This window comes from Bradyrhizobium sp. S69, from assembly GCF_009766005.1.
In the GTDB taxonomy this organism is placed as follows: domain Bacteria; phylum Pseudomonadota; class Alphaproteobacteria; order Rhizobiales; family Xanthobacteraceae; genus Bradyrhizobium.
This window is the reverse complement of the sequence record NZ_LMUK01000009.1, coordinates 41821-59461: the sequence shown is the minus strand read 5'-3', so window position 1 is coordinate 59461 and position 17641 is coordinate 41821. Positions and strand designations below refer to the sequence as shown.

12 protein-coding genes are annotated in these 17641 nt (G+C 63.4%); 9 read left to right on the top strand and 3 right to left on the bottom strand.

What is annotated here, in order from left to right; translation table 11 throughout:
* Positions 1-7 precede the first annotated feature (7 nt).
* Both GSQ88_RS02320 and GSQ88_RS02315 read right to left on the bottom strand, forming a co-directional pair.
* Positions 8-1678: a sulfatase-like hydrolase/transferase gene (locus GSQ88_RS02320; RefSeq protein WP_159005771.1), complete on the bottom strand. Its 1671-nt coding sequence runs from the start codon at positions 1676-1678 to the stop codon at positions 8-10.
* 105 nt (positions 1679-1783) lie between these two features.
* Positions 1784-2734, bottom strand: coding sequence for a LacI family DNA-binding transcriptional regulator (locus tag GSQ88_RS02315; protein WP_159005770.1), 951 nt, complete (start codon positions 2732-2734; stop codon positions 1784-1786).
* 170 nt (positions 2735-2904) lie between these two features.
* On the opposite strand from GSQ88_RS02315, the gene GSQ88_RS02310 reads away from it, so the two are divergent.
* The 4 genes from GSQ88_RS02310 to GSQ88_RS02295 all read left to right on the top strand — a co-directional run bounded on the left by GSQ88_RS02310 (position 2905) and on the right by GSQ88_RS02295 (position 8095).
* A complete protein-coding gene (locus GSQ88_RS02310) occupies positions 2905-3774 on the top strand; it encodes a phytanoyl-CoA dioxygenase family protein (protein WP_159005769.1) in 870 nt (289 codons plus the stop codon).
* Positions 3775-3858: 84 nt separating this feature from the next.
* The gene (locus tag GSQ88_RS02305; RefSeq protein WP_159005768.1) at positions 3859-5208 is read left to right on the top strand and encodes an MFS transporter; all 1350 of its coding nucleotides are present in this window, start codon (positions 3859-3861) and stop codon (positions 5206-5208) included.
* A gap of 166 nt (positions 5209-5374) precedes the next feature.
* Positions 5375-6529: an iron-containing alcohol dehydrogenase gene (locus tag GSQ88_RS02300; protein WP_174247896.1), complete on the top strand. Its 1155-nt coding sequence runs from the start codon at positions 5375-5377 to the stop codon at positions 6527-6529.
* A 15-nt stretch (positions 6530-6544) separates the two neighbouring features.
* A complete protein-coding gene (locus GSQ88_RS02295) occupies positions 6545-8095 on the top strand; it encodes an AMP-binding protein (RefSeq protein WP_159005767.1) in 1551 nt (516 codons plus the stop codon).
* Between the two features lie 241 nt (positions 8096-8336).
* On the opposite strand, the gene GSQ88_RS02290 is transcribed toward GSQ88_RS02295, so the two are convergent.
* A complete protein-coding gene (locus tag GSQ88_RS02290; RefSeq protein ID WP_159005766.1) occupies positions 8337-10706 on the bottom strand; it encodes a PAS domain S-box protein in 2370 nt (789 codons plus the stop codon).
* A 1131-nt stretch (positions 10707-11837) separates the two neighbouring features.
* Here GSQ88_RS02290 and GSQ88_RS02285 point away from each other — a divergent pair.
* From GSQ88_RS02285 to GSQ88_RS02265, 5 genes are read left to right on the top strand one after another with little or no spacing between them, the layout of a single operon-like run.
* Positions 11838-13430: an ABC transporter substrate-binding protein gene (locus tag GSQ88_RS02285; RefSeq protein ID WP_159005765.1), complete on the top strand. Its 1593-nt coding sequence runs from the start codon at positions 11838-11840 to the stop codon at positions 13428-13430.
* Positions 13431-13472: 42 nt separating this feature from the next.
* Positions 13473-14420, top strand: coding sequence for an ABC transporter permease (locus GSQ88_RS02280; protein ID WP_159005764.1), 948 nt, complete (start codon positions 13473-13475; stop codon positions 14418-14420).
* A gap of 12 nt (positions 14421-14432) precedes the next feature.
* Positions 14433-15326 carry an ABC transporter permease gene (locus GSQ88_RS02275; protein WP_159005763.1) on the top strand — a complete coding sequence of 298 codons (894 nt, stop codon included), beginning with the start codon at positions 14433-14435 and terminating at the stop codon, positions 15324-15326.
* Entirely contained in the window at positions 15326-16336 is a 1011-nt protein-coding gene (locus tag GSQ88_RS02270; protein ID WP_159005762.1) for an ABC transporter ATP-binding protein, read from the top strand. The genes GSQ88_RS02275 and GSQ88_RS02270 overlap by 1 nt, the downstream gene beginning before the upstream one ends.
* Positions 16333-17325, top strand: a complete 993-nt coding sequence (locus GSQ88_RS02265) for an ABC transporter ATP-binding protein (protein ID WP_159005761.1) — start codon at positions 16333-16335, stop codon at positions 17323-17325. Before GSQ88_RS02270 ends, GSQ88_RS02265 begins: the two co-directional genes overlap by 4 nt.
* The last annotated feature ends 316 nt before the right edge of the window (positions 17326-17641 follow it).

Genomic DNA, 17641 nt, shown 5'->3' with positions numbered 1-17641 from the left:
GTCGGTCCTAGCGGCCACGCTGAACGCTCGACGCCATGTCGATCATCCCCAGATCCACAAGCGTACGGTGGAATCGGCGTTTTCGCTCGGAGGGCGACGCAAAGTAGGTCTCCCGGCAATGGTCCAGCAGGCTGGCGCGGGTGGCAAATATCGGATCGAGCGGCAGGCCCGCTTGCTGCAGGGCGACAGTCCCGAGAAAAGCGATATCGAGGTCCGTGCCCGACGAGGGAACAAAGCGATCCGCGATATTCAGGGTCTCCATGGCATAAAATGTGCGGAACGCGCGCCGCTCATCGCTTGGTAGCTTGAGCTGCCGATCGATCTGCCCCGTCAATACCGGTTGATGATCCCCATAGTGCACAATGAGCATCGGCCGCTCGGGAAAATTAGTGGCCAGCTCAGACTTGAGCCTTTTCCAGGTCGAGGCCGTCTCCGCCAGTCTGGCGTAGTATTCGGCATAGTGCGGATCGGGCAGGCTCGATGCGGCAAAGGCGCGTTCGCTCTCGAACTGTCCCGGCGCCACCAGCCTTCGGCTGTGAGGGCCATGGTTGAAGTTGGTCAGCGCGTACAGAAAACGAGGCGCCGGGTCGTTGGCCATATCCTTGGTATGCGCCGCCAGCGCTGCCTCCAGAAAAAATGCATCGGAATTTGTGGTCTCGAATTGGCGAACATCGAACGGAGGAGGAAAATCGTCCGCGAAGATGCGTTCGTTAATGCCAATCGAACGATAAAACTGATCGTAGTCGAGGAAACTGCGACGGCAGCTCGACGTCAGCATGGTCCTGTAGCCGAGCGCGGCCAACGAATGCGGAAGGCTGTTGTGGAACCGGCCCGCGCCCTGCTTGAAGAGGTAATAGGCACTCGAACCGAAGCTTGCACTTGAAAGCCCGGTCAGCAGGCTGAATTCGGATTGCCACGAACCTCCGCCAAAAATGTCGACGTTGAGGGTGCCATGCAGGCCTTGGCTTGGCGATAGAAACTCCTCGACCATGGGATCGACAGGCAGTCCGAAAATACGGGGATCGAAGATCGATTCGTGCTGGATGATGATGATGTCGGGATAGTCGATGGTGCGGGCCGGTACGGCCGCCAGCAACGGTAACGGATCATTCGAGATATCACTCAGAGCCAACCCGCCGAATTGCCGCCAGCAATACGGGTCGATCAGCGAGGCCATGAAGCTCGAGTAAAAGCACCGCCGCTGAGCCGCGATGCGTTGGAACGAAACCGTGCCGCCGCTGATCCTGTGGGCTGCCGCAACCAAAGCCAATGCAAGACCAAACAGGAAGACGCGGGCTCCCGGCTCAACCACCGATCCGGCCCCATAGGTCAGGGCCGCGATGGCAGCCAACGCAAACGCGGCAATTCCAGCCACGACGGCGAGCACCGCACGCGGGTACTGCACGATAAAGAACGGAACCGTACCCGCGAACACCAGGGGCAGATCAGTCACGATCAGCTTAAGCGCGCTGTGATTATATTTGATCGTTGATGCCGCAGTGATGGCCGCGGCCAGCACGCTGGCCAGCAGGATCGCACGATCCAAATCGGCAACCACCAACAAGAATACGGCCGCGCTGCAACATAACGCCGCGAGCGCGAACAGCAGGTGCTCGACGCTGCGTTCCGCCAGCACGATGACACCGATGGCCGCCAACGATATCAGGGTCAGAAGCATGGAGCTAAAGCGCCTCAGTCGAGTGGGCGAATCCAGCAACTGCTACATCATTGAAACTGGCAAGGACAGAAGTGGTTTCAAGCCGAACGGCGCGTGAGTCTGCCTTCAACCGCTATCGCGCAGCACCAATTCAAAGCCGAGATCGACATGGCGCGGCCCGTCGCGGGTCAGCATCAATTTTGCGGCGGTGCGGCCGATGGCGTCGCCGTGCACGCGCAGGGTGGAAAGGCTCGGCGCGATCAGCCGGCCCATTTCGAGATCGCCGAGACCAATCACGGCAACCGGCTGTACCGAGGCCGGGCCATTTCGCAATAGCCCGGCGCCGCGCAGCGCCGACATGAAGCCGATGGCAAGCGCGTCATTGGCAGCGAACACCGCGTCGACGCCCGGCAAATCCGGCAGCGCAACCAGGCTACCCGAGGCGTGGCGATCCAGGAACAGCCGGCGCGGCGGCTGGAGGCCGGCCTGCCGCGCGGTGTCGCTGAATCCATTCCAGCGCTGCGTCGCGCGCGGATCGTCGCCGCCGATGAACGCCAGGCTCTGCCGGCCCTGCGCCACCAGATAGCGCGCGACGGTGCAACCGGCCTCATAATTATCGAAGCCGGCAACCGCATCGATCGGAGCTTCCGGCATCTCCCAGGTCTCCACGATCGGAATGCCGGCGCGGCGCAGCAGGTGTGCGCCATCTTCCGTCGCGGGCGAGCCCACCATGATGATCGCTTCCGGGCGGCGCGACAGCAGCGCGGCCAGCACGCGATTTTCCCGCATCGGCTCGTAATGCGTCTGCGCCAGCAGCACGGTGTAGCCTAGCGGTTCCAACTCGTCGGACAGGCCCTGCACGGTGTCGGCGAAGATCGAATTGGCGATCGTCGGCACCAATACGCCGACCGAACGGGTGCGCGCGCCGCTCGCCAGCGCGCCCGCGAGCTGGTTCGGCACATAGCCGAGTTCCCGCATCGCGGCCTCGACCCGGGTCCGGGTTTCCGGAGCGACAAGATTGGGCAGCCGCACCACCCTGCTCACGGTGATGGACGACACCCCCGCCAGTTTGGCCACGGCGGATAGCGTTGGCGCGGAATGCGGTTCCACAGAGTGCGGCGCGGCGGTCTCAACTGTGCTCATGCAGCATAAATAGGAACGCAGGTCAGGATTGCACGATCTAGCTTGATCACACTTATGACAGCGCTATCATAGTTAATGGCAGCGCGATCATGGGAACCCGAGGAATGATTTCAGAGCAGGATGTGCAGGCCTACCAGCGCGACGGCGTGATCGTGGTGCCAGAGGTGCTGGATCGGCAAACCCTAGCCGAAGTGCGCTCGGTGATCGCGGAACTGGTGGCGGGATCGGCCGGCACGCTGGAACACACCGAAATCTATGATCTTGAGCCGGGCCATACCGCAGGCGAACCCCGGGTCCGCCGCATCAAGGCTCCGCACAAGGTGCACGCGATCTTCGACGACATCGTGCGCCGCCCCGCGGTGCTCGACATTCTGACTAAATTGATCGGTCCCGGCCTGCGGCTGCACGGCTCCAAGCTCAACATGAAGTCGGCGCGCTATGGCTCGCCGGTGGAATGGCATCAGGACTGGGCGTTCTATCCACACACCAATGACGATTTGCTCGCGATCGGGGTGCTGCTGGACGATTGCGACCTCAGCAACGGCCCGATGCTGGTGACGCCGGTCACCCACACCGGCGAAGTCTGGAATCATCACGGCGATGACGGCTGCTTCGCGGGGCTGATCGATCCTGATCTCATCAGGAACGAAATCGATCGCGCAATGCCGTGCATCGGCCGGGCCGGCAGCATGTCGTTCCATCACGTCCGCGCGTTGCACGGATCGGCCACCAACACCTCGGACCGTCCGCGCAATTTGCTGCTCTATGAAGTCGCGGCGAGCGACGCCTGGCCGCTGATGGGCGTGAAGGATTTCGACGAATTCAACAGCCGCTTGTTGTCGGGCGATCCAGTCGTGGCGCCGCGCATGACCGATGTCCCGGTGCGCCTGCCGCTGCCGCCGGCGAAGCGGCAGGGATCGATCTACGAGACGCAGTCCGCGGCGAAGAAATCCTACTTCACCCGCGCCGCCTGATGACGATGCGTCCGTGCGTGGCACGGGCGGTGACGATCGCGAACAGAACAATAATGACAAGAAGAATCACCCGGGGAAGCGCTGATGGAGAAGACCGCCGATAATTCCATGCTGCCGCGCCTGCGCGTGATCCTGGCGGCCAGCATCGGGTCCGCGCTCGAATGGTACGACTTCTTCCTGTACGGCACCGCCGCGGCGCTGGTGTTCGGCGATCTGTTCTTTCCGAAAAGCGATCCGCTGATCGGCACGCTGCTGTCGTTCCTGACCTTCGGCGTCGGCTTCGTGGTGCGCCCGCTCGGCGGCATCCTGTTCGGCATCATGGGCGACCGGTTCGGGCGCAAGCCGGTGCTGGTGGCGACGCTCCTGATGATCGGCATCGGCACCACCGCGATCGGCTTTTTGCCGACCTACGCCGAGGTCGGATATTGGGCGCCGTTGCTGCTGGTCACGATGCGCGTGGTGCAGGGACTGGGCGCCGGGGCCGAATATGGCGGCGCGGTGATCTTCCTGGTCGAGAACGCGCCGTCGGGCCACCGCGGTTTCTGGGGCGGCTTCGCGCCGATGGGCGTCTCGATCGGCAATCTGCTGGCCGCTGCCGCGTTCGCGCTGGTGGGCATGCTGCCGCGCGAGGATCTGATGTCGTGGGGCTGGCGGCTGCCGTTCCTGGCGAGCTTCCTCTTGATCATCGTCGGCATCTACGTGCGCCTGCGGGTGGCGGAAACCCCGGTCTTCACCGAAGCGGTGCTGGCGCGCGGCAAGGTCGAGCGCAATCCTGCCATGCAGGCCTTGCGCCGGCATCCGCGCAATTTCCTGGTCGTGCTGGGCGCCCGGATGGCCGAGAATGGTCTCGGCTATTTCTTTCCAGTGTTCGGCCTCAGCTATGTGATTACGACGCTGGGCGTACCTAAATCCGAGGCGCTGAGCGCGCTGATGCTCGCTTTCGTCATCGAGCTGTTCGCGATCCTGGGTTTCGCGGCGCTCTCCGACCGCATCGGCCGGCGGCCGGTCTACATGTTCGGCGCGCTGACCGGCATCGCCTTTGCTTATCCGTTCTTCTGGATGGTGGCGACCCGCGAATGGATATGGATCGCGGCTGCCTTCATCATCGCGCGCGCGGTGGTGACGGCGGCGATGTTCGGCCCGCAAGCCGCCTACTTTGCCGAACTGTTCCCGCCGCAGCGGCGATTTGCCGGCTTTGCCTTCGCGCGCGAACTGGGCTCGATCCTGGCCGGCGGCCCGGCGCCGTTCGTCGCGACCGCGCTGGTGGCATGGTCCGGGAACTGGTGGCCGGTCGCCTGCTACGCGGCGCTGCTGTCGGCGATCACCGCGGTCGCGATCTGGTGCGGTCCGGAGACCTATAGGGAGAACATCACGATCGACAACAGTTCCGACGGCGCGCTGCATCCGGCTGTCGCGATGCCGCTGCAAGCGTAGGTGATGGCGCGGCAACCGCGCATCCCGCCATCGCCCCGAGCGATCGAGCCGCGGCCTTCCTGATATCCAGACGGGGCGCGATTTTTTGGTTCCCCTCGCTGCGCTTCCTCCGCTACATTCCCTCGCAAGGCCGCAAAGGCCAACCCGTCCGGGGAGGACAGAATTCGTGCGCAAGGGACGCGTGGTATTCGGCGCCATGGACGAGGTGGTGTTCGGCGTGGCCGCCGCCACCGCGATCCCGGCGCAAATGGACCGCCTGGGCACGACGCGGGCGTTTCTGATGGTCAGCGGCACGCTGAACCGCGAAACCGACGAGATCGCGAATATCCGTGACAGCCTTGGACCGCGCTGCGCCGGAACCTTCGACGCGATGCCGCCGCACACACCGCGCGAAGCCGTGATCGCCGCGGCCGAGCAGGCCCGCGCCGCCGGCGCCGATCTGATCGTGACCGTCGGCGGTGGCTCGATCACCGACGGCGCCAAGGCGGTGCAACTTTGCCTGGCCAACAACATCCGAACCATCGATGGCATCGACGACATCCGCACCCGCAAAGGCGTCGCGCCGCCGATGCGTGAACCCTCGGTGCGCCAGATCAGCGTGCCCACGACCATTGCCGGGGGCGAGTTCGGCGCGGCCGCCGGCGTCACCAATCTGCGCATCCGGGTCAAGGAGATGCTGCGCCACGACCTGACGATACCGCGCGCGGTGATCCTCGATCCGGCCATCACGCTGCACACGCCGCAATGGCTGTTTCTATCGACCGGCATCCGCGCCGTCGATCATTGCGTCGAAGCCCTGTGCTCGCAGGAGGCGCATCCTTATGCCGATGCGCAGGCGCAGAAGGGACTTTCGATGCTGGCGCAGGCGCTGCCGCGGGTAAAGGCCGACCCGCACGATCTCAGCGCCCGGATGGATTGCCAGATCGGCACCTGGCTCTCGATGGGGGCGTCGGCCGCGGGCGTGCCGATGGGGGCAAGCCATGGCATCGGCTATGTGCTCGGCGCCGCGTTCGACGTGCCGCACGGATATACATCCTGCGTGATGCTGCCCGCGGTGATGCGCTGGAACAGCCCGGTCAACGCCGAACGGCAGGCGCTGGTCTCGACCGCGATGGGACAGCCCGGCAAGAATGCCGCCGACGTGCTGGATGATTTCATCCGCGGCCTCGGCATGCCGCGCAGCCTGCGGGATGTCCGCGTCGGCCCCGAGCATTTCGAGGCGATTGCCGAGCAGGCGATGAGAACGCCATGGGTTCCGCGCAACCCGCGCAAGATCGACGGCCCGGCGCAGGTTCGCGAGATCCTGCTGCTGGCCGCCTAGAATAACGGAGAGACGATGTACACCGGCAAGCACGCTCACCTTCGTCCGCTTCAGCCCGCCTTCATCATGGCGAATACCGGCGAGACCGTGACCTATGCCGAGTTGGAGGCGCGCAGCAACCGGCTGGCGCATTTGTTTCGCCAACGGGGGCTGAAGCGGCTCGACCATTTTGCGATCTTCATGGAGAACAACAGCCGCTACCTGGAAGCCTGCGGCGCCGGCGAGCGATCCGGTTTGTATTATACCTGCGTGAATTCGTACCTCACCGGCGGCGAGCTTGCCTACATCATCGCCAATAGCGAATCGCGCATCCTCATTACATCGGCGGCGAAACTCGAGGTCGCGCGCGAGGCGCTCATGCAATGCCCGAAAGTGGAGCTCTGCATCGTCGTCGACGGCGCGAGCGAGGGCGAGCGCATCATCGGCTTGCAGGAAGCGACCGCCGGACTGCCCGGCACGCCGATCGCCGATGAGAGCATCGGCACCGCCATGCTGTATTCGTCGGGCACCACCGGGCGACCCAAGGGCATCCTGCGTCCGCTGCAGGAACAGCCGCCGTCGGAGCAGATGCCGCTGTTCAATTTTCTGCAAAAGCTCTGGCACTACCGCGAGGGCATGATCTACCTCTCGCCGGCGCCGCTGTATCATTCGGCGCCGCAGGCCGCGGTCAACCTCGCGATCCGGATCGGAGGCACCGTGATCATCATGGAGAGCTTCGATCCCGAGCGTTATTTGGAGCTGGTCGAGAAATGGCGCATCACCCACAGCCAGTTGGTGCCGACCATGTTCTCGCGGATGCTGAAGCTGCCGGAGGCGGTACGACAGCGCTACGATTTGTCTTCGCTCGAAATCGCCATTCATGCCGCGGCGCCCTGCCCCGCGATGGTCAAGGATGACATCATCAAATGGTGGGGGCCGATCGTGCATGAATATTACGGCGCGACCGAAGGCCTCGGCTTCACCGCCTGCGACAGCGCCGAATGGCTCGCGCACCGCGGCACCGTCGGCAAGGTGCTGTTCGGCGAACTGCATATCCTCGATGAGAATATGCAGCCGAGTCCTAAGGGCGCGCCGGGCACGGTGTGGTTCAAGACTGCCTCGCCGTTCGAATATTTCAACGATCCGGACAAGACCAGCGAGGCCCGCTCGTCCGACGGCAGCATGAGCACGGTTGGCGATGTCGGCTATGTCGACGACGACGGCTTTCTCCATTTGACCGATCGCGCGACCTTCATGATCATCTCGGGCGGGGTGAACATCTATCCGCAGGAATGCGAGAACCTCTTGGTCACCCATCCCAAGATCGCCGACGCCGCAGTGTTCGGCGTTCCCAATGCCGATCTCGGCGAGGAAGTGAAAGCGGTGGTGCAGCCGATGCCGGGGATTTCGCCGGGCCCGGATCTCGCCGAGGAGCTGATCGCGTTTTGCAGCCAGGCGCTGTCGCGCCAGAAGGTGCCGCGCTCGATCGACTTCGAAGCGGAGTTGCCACGACTGCCAACCGGCAAGCTCTACAAGCGCCTGTTGCGCGACCGCTATTGGGGCAACAAGACGTCGCGCATCGTGTGAGGCGAAGCGATAGAGCGGATGTTTTGAGGGCCGCGAAGCTGTCTCAGACGTCATCCTGAGGATGACGGAAGCAGGCAATTCGTCATCCTGAGGTGCGCGCACTTTCTTGCGCGCCTCGAAGGATGGCCGCACGCACAGCGCTGAACACCATCCTTCGAGGCTCGCAAGGGCTCGCACCTCAGGATGACGTTTGAGATAGCGTCACCGGCTCTGATGTCAGCGACTTTCTTGTAACGGGACTTCACTCCGCCGGGCGTCGTTCGGAGATGGCCTTGCGAAGGGTTCTCGAAAGCGCTTCGACCGAATAGGGTTTCTGGATCAGCTCGAAGCCGCGATGGGCGTTTTCCGCGAGCACGCTGCTGTAGCCGCTGGTCAGAACCACCGGGAGGCCGGGGTATCGCTCGCGAATCACGGTGGCGAGTTCGACGCCGTTCATTCCGGGCATGATGACGTCGGAGAACACCAGATCGAAGGCGAGTTCGTTCTCCGTGAGGACCGCGAGCGCCTCCCTGGCATTGACGGCCCATTTGACCACGTAACCCAGATCCTTGAGTAATTCGGTCGAGAACTGCCCAACCTCCACATTGTCCTCGACCACCAGGACATGATGGCCGCGTCCACTCATGGCCGCTTCGGCGCGGGTATCGGCGACTTCCACGCCACCGACCGCGCTCTCGGCCTGCGGCAAATAGATGGTGAAGGTCGAACCCTTGCCCACCACGCTGGTCACCTTGATTTCGCCGCCCGACTGCTTGGCAAATCCGAGCGCCTGGCTGAGGCCGAGGCCTGTGCCTTTGCCGACGCCCTTGGTGGTGAAGAAGGGTTCAAAGATCGCATCAAGCTGATCGGCCGCGATGCCCGATCCATTATCCGTCACCGAGATGGCGACGAAGCGGTCGATCAGGCTCACCTCTCCGTGCAGCGTGGCAACGGCCTCGACCGCGGTAACGCGGATCGACAGATAGCCCTCATCCGCCATCGCGTCGCGGGCATTGACCGCGAGGTTGACCACCGCGGTCTCGAATTGGGCGACGTCGGCCATCGCGAAACACTCGGGCTCGCACAGATCGAGCTCGATCTGAATCCGGCCGCCCATCAGCGGGCGGATCAGCTGCGCGATGCTTTCGACCTGCGCGCCGACATTGAACACCTGCGGCGTCAGCGGCTGGCGGCGCGCGAACGCCAGCAATTGCCCGGTCAGTTTCGAGGCGCGGTCGACGGTGTCCGAAATCGCGTCGATGTAACGGCGGCGGCGATCCTCGCTCAGTTCGCGGCGGCGCAGGAAATCGGTGGCCGAGCGGATGATCGTCAACAGATTGTTGAAATCGTGCGCCACGCCTCCGGTGAGCTGGCCGACCGCATCCATCTTTTGCGATTGCCGAAGCGCTTCTTCGGAGCGCCGCCGTTCGGTGATGTCGACCGCTTCGGGCAGTACGGCGGAGACCACGCCGTATTGGTCAAACACCGGACGCATCGTGAAATCGAAAAACCGATCGCCCGCCGGCAGATGCAGCCGCATTTCGGCGTGGACGCTCTCGCCGGTCAAAACCGCTGCAAAGGCACCGTGAACGATGTCGCGCGCGCCCTCGGTGGCCGAGAACCATGGCGTATCCCAGAACGGCTTTCCCGCCACATCCGACAGGCGGGCACTGACGCTCGCCAGCATGGTCTTGTTGGCGTAGACGACGTTGCCCGCGAGATCGAGCAAGCCCTGATACTGGTTGCTGGTCTCGATGATCGTGCGCATCTGCGCTTCATTGGACTGCAGCTGCGCGGTGCGTTCCCGGATGCGCTGCTCCAGCGTTTCGTTGAGACGGCGAAGCTCGACTTCGGCCTGCTTGGCCACCGTCACATCATGCGCGACCCCGATGAAGCCGATATGTTTTCCGGCGGGGTCCCAGCGCGGTTGCGATTCCGACCGCATCCACCGCCATTGCCCGTCGGCCCGCCGATAGCGCGCTTCCAGCGCAAACGGCTTGAGCGACGCTTCGCCGGCGATGCTTTCCTGGACCACACGCGCTCCGTCATCCGGATGCAATATTTTTCGCCAATCGAACGCCAACGCCGCTTCGTAAGCGACACCGAGAAACTCCAGATAGGCCTGGTTGGCGAAAGCGCGGGTGCCATCGGTCTTGCTGACCCACATCGGAACCGGCGCGCTATTGGCGATCAGCCGGAACCGCTCCTCGCTTTCGCGCAGCGTTTCCTTGGCGACCACGAGATCGGTGATGTCGATATGGGCGCCGACAAACCGCAGCGGCTTTCCGTCCGGGCTTCGTTCGATCCGCGCGTCGGTGGCGAGCCATCGCACCTGCCCGTCGCTCGGCCTGACGATGCGGTACTGATAGGAAACCTGTTCCGCGCCGCCGCTTACCGCATCCAGCAAAACCTGTACTGTGCGGTCGCGATCTTGCGGATGCAGCCGCGCAATCCAATCCTCGTGGCTATCCTCAGCATCGGCGGCCAGACCGTGGATCGCCCGGTATTCCGGCGAGCGCGGTTCGTTTCGAAAGCCGTCCCGCAGATCGATCACAACCCCGGCGACCTTGGCCAACCGTGGCAGACCGGCCGGTTCGCCCTCGCCATCCCTGTCTTGACCGGAATCCGCCATCGGCGCACCCCCTTAAGGTTCCGAGATTATCCAATCGTCGGGGCCCATCATGCCTGACGTTGCTCGCGGCAGAAAGGTGGTTGCTTGACTTCACCCTCCCCTGGAGGGGGAGGGTCGGCTCACATGGAGCGCAGCGAAATGTGAGACGGGGTGGGGTGGCGACGCTACGGAACGAGGTCTCGCCTAACACCACTCGCGGCTTCGCCACCCCACCCCGCTCGCTACGCGAGCGACCCTCCCCCTCCAGGGTAGGGTAAAGAAAACACAACTCCGCGATCTCGCGACAGCATTCGCCCGAGTTTTGCAAATTCATCGGCCCTCAAAAAGAAGAGGGCGCACGCGACCCTCAAGAGAGGGCGCGGGGAAGACCGGGTGCGCGCTGCACCCGCGGTCTCATGTGCAAAGGTAGACAAAAAAACGCACATGAGCATACAGGTTCAGCGGAAACACTCCGGCCTTCCCTGCGCAATGGTTTTACAGCTTATTCCGTGCTCTCCCCGGCGAGACCAGGCTTGTTTGTCACCGTCGCTCCAAGAAGCGTGAGCTTCTCAAGAGCTTGACACCGGCCATTGGGGCGTCAGGACCACACGACTTTGCCGTCCGCGAACGCTTGCGATCGTCTTTCGCAAACTCCGCGTCCACCGCATCCCACCGCGCGTTTCGTGACGTGCGCAACGCCCCTCTTGTCGGGTGGGACGCACGCAATACGCAACTGAGTTGGGTCAAAAACAAAGCGAAATATTTTTGCGCGGAGGGCTGGACAGGATTCGGCGCGCGAAGGTGATTTGCCCGTCGGGCAGCGGATCCGTTAGCGCAACCGTCATCCTGAGGTGCTCGCCGTCTTCGGCGAGCCTCGAAGGATGGCTGCACGCACTGCGCGGAACAACATCCTTCGAGGCTCGCAAGGGCTCGCACCTCAGGATGACGTGAGCGGTTGTTGCGAGCCTGGCTGTAGCCACAAGCTCAGTGCTCGCGGCTAACTCGCCAAAACGTCGCACCTTGCGGGATCGTCGCCTTCATCCGAAGTGTGCATGCCGGCCGCCGTCCTTGCTGGTTGCCTGCACGCCTTGCCATGCTATCCTTGTGCCATCTACGGCCCGCGATGAGGCCGGGATGCTGAGGGAGGGAATCATGCGGAGCGTGCGAACGCTTGTCGCCGCCATGTTGTCGTTGCTGGCGGCTTTGGGTCCCGCGCTCGCGGCCGAGAAGCAGGGCGGCATCCTGCGGCTCTATCATCGCGACAGCCCGGGCAGCGCCTCGATCCACGAAGGCGCGACCTACTCGATGAACGTTCCGTTCATGCCGGTCTTCAACAACCTCGTCATCTACAATCAGACCATCGCGCAAAACAGCATGGACGACATCGTCCCTGATCTTGCCGACAGCTGGGCCTGGAGCAGCGACAACAAGACCCTGACCTTCAAGCTTCATCAGGGCGTCATTTGGCATGACGGCAAGCCGTTCACGTCGGCCGACGTCAAATGCACGTTCGATATGCTGATGGGCAAGTCGCCGCAGAAATTCCGGCAGAACCCGCGCAAATCTTGGTACGATCAGGTCAACGAGGTCACCACGAACGGCGATTTCGAGGCGTCGTTTCATCTCAAGCGGCCGCAGCCGGCCTTGCTGGCGCTGCTCGCCTCGGGCTACACGCCGGTCTATCCGTGCCATGTGTCGCCGGCCGACATGCGCACCCACCCGATCGGCACCGGTCCGTTCAAATTCGTCGAGTTCAAGGCCAATGAATCGATCAAGCTGGTGCGCAACGAGAACTACTTCAAGAAGGGCCTGCCGCATCTCGACGGCATCGAGTTCACCATCACGCCGAACCGTTCGACCGCGATCCTGGGTTTTGTCTCCGGCCAGTTCGACATGACATTCCCGACCGAAGTGTCGATCCCGCTCTTGAAGGACGTCAAGTCGCAGGCGCCGAACGCGGTATGCGTGGTCGAGCCGAACAACGTCTCCACCAACATCATCATCAATTCGTCCTCGCCGCCATTCGACAATCTCGACATCCGCCGCGCGCTGGCGCTGTCGCTGGATCGCAAGGCGTTCATCTCGATCATGTTCGAGGGCCAGGGCGATATCGGCGGCACCATGGAGCCGGCGCCGCAGGGCCTGTGGGCGATGCCGAAGGAAATGCTGGAGGCGATCCCGGGTTATGGTCCCGACGTCAACGCCAACCGCGACGAGGCGCGCAAGCTGATGCAGAAGGCGGGCTACGGCCCCGACAAGCACCTCGCCGTCAAGGTATCGACCCGCAACATTCCGGTTTACCGCGATCCGGCCGTGATCCTGATCGATCAGATCAAGAGCATCTACATCGATGCCGAACTCGATGTGGTCGACACCGCGCAGTGGTTCCCGAAAGTCGCGCGCAAGGACTACGCGCTCGGCCTCAATCTCACCGGCAACGCGGTCGACGATCCCGACCAGTCGTTCTACGAGAATTATTCCTGCGGCTCGGAGCGCAACTACACCAACTACTGCAACAAGGACATCGAAAAGCTGTTCGACCAGCAATCGATCGAAACCGACGTCGCCAAGCGCAAGAAGCTGGTCTGGGAGATCGACCAGAAGCTGCAGGACGACGTCGCCCGCCCCATCATCTTCCACGCCCGGACCGGCACCTGCTGGCAGCCTTATGTCAAAGGCGTCACCGTCATGGTGAACAGCTCGTACAATGGTTATCGTTACGAGGATGTGTGGCTCGACAAGTAACGTCCCGCCACCGAAAGCCAGCCGACCAGGGGAGACAACAAGGTGTTTGCTTACATCGTGCGGCGCCTGGTCCTGATGCTGGTGACGCTATTCGGCATCTCCGTCATCATCTTCGTGCTGCTGCGCATCGTTCCGGGCAATATCGTCGACATCCTGTTCGCCGCCGCCGGATATGTCGATCCGGCCGACAAGGCGCATCTGGAGCACGATCTGGGGCTCGATCAATCCATCGTCATGCAATATCTGCACTGGATCGGCGGCCTCGCGCGCGGCGATCTCGGTTATTCCTATGTGTCCGAGAAGCCCGCGCTTGACGAAATCCTGCCGCGGATTCCGATCACGGCGCGGCTCGCGGGCCTCGCTCTGATGTTCTCCGCCTCGATCGGCATTCCCTTGGGTGTCATCAGCGCGGTGCACCAGGGCACGCGGCTGGATTATGCCTTGCGCGTGGTCAGCCTGAGTGGGTTGTCGCTGCCCTCGTTCTGGCTCGGACTGCTGATCCTGATGGCGTCGGTCTCGCTGTTCGGCACCATGCCGATCTTCAATCCCCATCCGAAGACCTGGAGCGAGGCGATCGCGATCTATTGCGTGCCGGCGATGGCCGTGGGCTTTCGCAGCGCCGCGTTGACCATGCGCATCACGCGCTCCTCGATGCTCGAAATCCTGCGCCAGGACTATATCCGCACCGCGCGCGCCAAGGGCGCCTCCGAGGCGTCTATCAACTACCGCCATGCCCTCAAGAACGCCATTCTTCCCGTCATCACCGTGATCGGTATCGAGGCGGCCTTCCTGATCGGCGGCCTGATCGTCACCGAGACCGTGTTCAATATTCCCGGCATCGCCCGCTACCTGGTCGAGGCGCTGCGCTGGCGCGACTATCCGATCGTGCAGAACCTCGTGATGCTGATCGCGGTGGTCGTGGTGTTCACCAACTTCACGGTCGACATGCTCTACGCCGCGATCGATCCGCGCATCCGCTACACCGATTAGGAGAGCCGACGTTTGGCCGTGGTCAATTACGATAGCGAACTGAGGCGCGCCGGCGCCCAAGCGACCCATGGCTGGCGCCGGCTGGTGTTTTTGGCGCAACGTCATTTGCTCGGCACGATCGGCCTTTGCATCATGCTGCTGTTCGTCTGCACCGCGATCTTCGCCAACCTGATCTGCCGCTTCGATCCGCTCAGCATCGATTCGGCGCATCGGCTGGCGGCTCCCGGCATGCTGCACTGGATGGGAACCGATTCGTTCGGCCGCGATGTCTGGAGCCGGATCGTCCATGGCGCGCGGATCTCGCTGGCCGTCGGCATCGGCTCGACCGCGCTCGGATCGTCGATCGGGGTGATGATCGGTCTGGCATCGGGCTATCTCTCCGGCTGGGTCGATTTGGTGTTCCAGCGGGTGACCGATATCCTGCAAGCGCTGCCGCTATTGGTGCTGGCGTTGGTGATGACGGCGGCGCTGGGGCCGTCGCTGCCGAATGTGATGCTGGCGATTGCGATCCCGCTGATTCCGACGGTTGCCCGCGTGATCCGCGCCAACACGCTGGCGCTGCGCGAGCTGCCGTTTATCGAGGCCGCCAAGTCGATCGGCATGAGCGAGACGCGGATTGCGCTTCGTCACGTATTGCCGAACACGATCGCGCCGCTGATCGTGCTGGCGACCGCCCAACTCGGCTCGACCATCCTCACCGAAGCCTCGCTGTCGTTTCTCGGCCTTGGCATCCCCGAACCGTACCCGTCGTGGGGACGCATGCTGTCGGAATCGGCGGTGGAATATGTCCGCACCGCGCCGTGGCTGGTGATTTTCCCGGGCATCGCCATCAGCCTTGCGGTGTTCGGCACCAATCTGTTCGGCGACGCGCTGCGCGACATCCTCGATCCCAGGCAGCGCGGCTGATGACCGAAGCTGTGGCGCAAGACATCGTTCTCGACGTCAAGAACCTGCACACGGTGTTCTTCACCAATTCGGGACTGTTCAGGGCGGTCGACGACGTCTCGTTCCAGGTCCGCCGCGGCGAGACCCTGGCGATCGTCGGCGAATCCGGCTGCGGCAAGAGCGTGACGGCGCTTTCGATCATGCGGCTGGTGCCCGACCCACCCGGCCGGGTGGTCGGCGGCTCGGTGACGCTGGAAGGCACCGACCTGCTCGAACTCGACGAGGCCGAGATGCGCAAAATTCGCGGCAATCGCATCTCGATGATCTTCCAGGAGCCGATGACCTCGCTCAACCCGGTGATGCGGATCGGCGACCAGATCACCGAAGCGGTCCGCCTGCATCGGCCGATCAGCGCCAGGGAGGCCTGGAAGCAGGCCGTCGATATGCTGCGGCTGGTGCGGATTCCCGAACCGGAACGGCGGGCGCAGGAATATCCGCACCAGATGTCCGGCGGCATGCGTCAGCGCGCCATGATCGCGATGGCGCTGGCGTGCCGGCCGGCGCTGTTGATCGCGGACGAACCGACCACCGCGCTCGACGTCACGATCCAGGCACAGATATTGGCGCTGATCGTCGATCTGCAGACCAGGCTCGGCACCGGCCTGGTCCTGATCACCCACGACCTCGGTGTGGTGGCGCAGACCGCGCAGCGCGTCATCGTGATGTATGCCGGCAGGAAGGTCGAGGAAGCCACCGTCGAGGATTTGTTTAGACATCCAAGACATCCCTATACGCGTGGCCTGATGGCCTCGATGCCCGCGGTGATCGGGCTCGACGCAAACAACGATGCGCGGCTGACCGAGATTCCCGGCATGGTGCCGTCGTTGACCAACCTGCCGACGGGCTGCGCCTTTGCACCGCGCTGCGGGCTCGCGGTCGAGCGTTGCCGCGCCGAATATCCGCCGTTGCAGGATTTCGATGGCCATCTCGCGGCGTGCTGGCGCGCGGGAGAACTGGTGGCGGCGCCATGACCGACGTAAGTCCGTTGCTCGAGGTCACCGATCTGGTCAAGCATTACGCGGTGCGCGGCGGCGTGTTGCGCCGTCGTATCGGCACCGTGCATGCCGTCGACGGCGTCAGCTTCTCGCTGTCGACCGGCGAAACGCTTGGACTCGTCGGCGAATCCGGCTGCGGCAAATCCACCGTCGCGCGCAGCGTGCTGCGGCTGATCGAACCCTCCAGCGGCGCCATCAGGCTGGATGGCACCGACATCACGCGGCTCGGCAAGACCGCACTGCGCCCGCACCGGCGATCGATGCAGATCGTATTCCAGGACCCGTTCGCCTCGCTCAACCCGCGCATGACCGCCGGCGACATCGTCGGCGAGCCGCTCGAGGTGCATGGCCTCGCAACCGGCCAGCGAAAACGCGACCGCGTCGGCGAATTGTTCGAGCAGGTGGGGTTGCGGCCCGACCAGATGAAAAACTATCCGCATCAATTTTCCGGTGGCCAGCGGCAACGCATCTGCATCGCGCGCGCGTTGTCGCTGGGGCCGAAGCTGATCGTGTGCGACGAGCCGGTCTCGGCGCTCGATGTTTCGATCCAGGCCCAGGTGATCAATCTGTTGATCGACCTGCAACGCCGGCACGGCTTCTCCTATCTGTTCATCGCGCATGATCTCGCGGTGGTGGCCCATATCAGCCACCGCGTCGCCGTGATGTATCTCGGGCGCATTGTCGAGATCGCCGAGAAGCGCGAACTGTTCGCCAACCCGCGCCATCCCTACACCCAGGCGCTGTTGGCATCGGTGCCGGTGGCCGATCCGAAGGCCAAGCGCGTCGCGCCGCTGATCGACGGCGACGTGCCGAGCCCGATCAACCCGCCCTCCGGCTGCGCCTTCCACACCCGCTGCCGCCACGTGATGGACCGCTGCAAGGTCGAGCGGCCGGTGCTGGCGGAAACCGCCACGCAGCATCAGGTGGCGTGCTGGCTGAATGAGGGCACGGGGCGCGAGGCGTAGGAGCGGTCTTGTTGCACCCCTCACTCACTCCGATCGAAACCGCGCCGTCATCCTGAGGTGCGCGTCGTCTTCGACGCGCCTCGAAGGATGGTGTTCAGCTCGGTGCTTGCGGCCATCCTTCGAGGCTCGCAAGAGCTCGCACCTCACGGGTGAACGCAATTGCGTTCACCCCGGGGACGACGATGCCACTGTTGCCTTCATCGAAATGACGCTGCGTTCAACGAGGCAACGCTTAGACCCGTTCTAACAATTCAAGTCTCGATAGCTTCTAAGCCTATCTCGATAGCTTCTAAAGCCATCCGCATGTCAGCGACAA

What these genes read in the sequence shown, in the direction of transcription:
- GSQ88_RS02320 (WP_159005771.1), bottom strand. Translation starts at nt 1,678, where the DNA reads ATGCTTCTGACCCTGATATCGTTGGCGGCCATCGGTGTCATCGTGCTG.
- GSQ88_RS02310 (WP_159005769.1), top strand. Translation starts at nt 2,905, where the DNA reads ATGATTTCAGAGCAGGATGTGCAGGCCTACCAGCGCGACGGCGTGATC.
- GSQ88_RS02305 (WP_159005768.1), top strand. Translation starts at nt 3,859, where the DNA reads ATGGAGAAGACCGCCGATAATTCCATGCTGCCGCGCCTGCGCGTGATC.
- GSQ88_RS02295 (WP_159005767.1), top strand. Translation starts at nt 6,545, where the DNA reads ATGTACACCGGCAAGCACGCTCACCTTCGTCCGCTTCAGCCCGCCTTC.
- GSQ88_RS02290 (WP_159005766.1), bottom strand. Translation starts at nt 10,706, where the DNA reads ATGGCGGATTCCGGTCAAGACAGGGATGGCGAGGGCGAACCGGCCGGT.
- GSQ88_RS02285 (WP_159005765.1), top strand. Translation starts at nt 11,838, where the DNA reads ATGCGGAGCGTGCGAACGCTTGTCGCCGCCATGTTGTCGTTGCTGGCG.
- GSQ88_RS02270 (WP_159005762.1), top strand. Translation starts at nt 15,326, where the DNA reads ATGACCGAAGCTGTGGCGCAAGACATCGTTCTCGACGTCAAGAACCTG.
- GSQ88_RS02265 (WP_159005761.1), top strand. Translation starts at nt 16,333, where the DNA reads ATGACCGACGTAAGTCCGTTGCTCGAGGTCACCGATCTGGTCAAGCAT.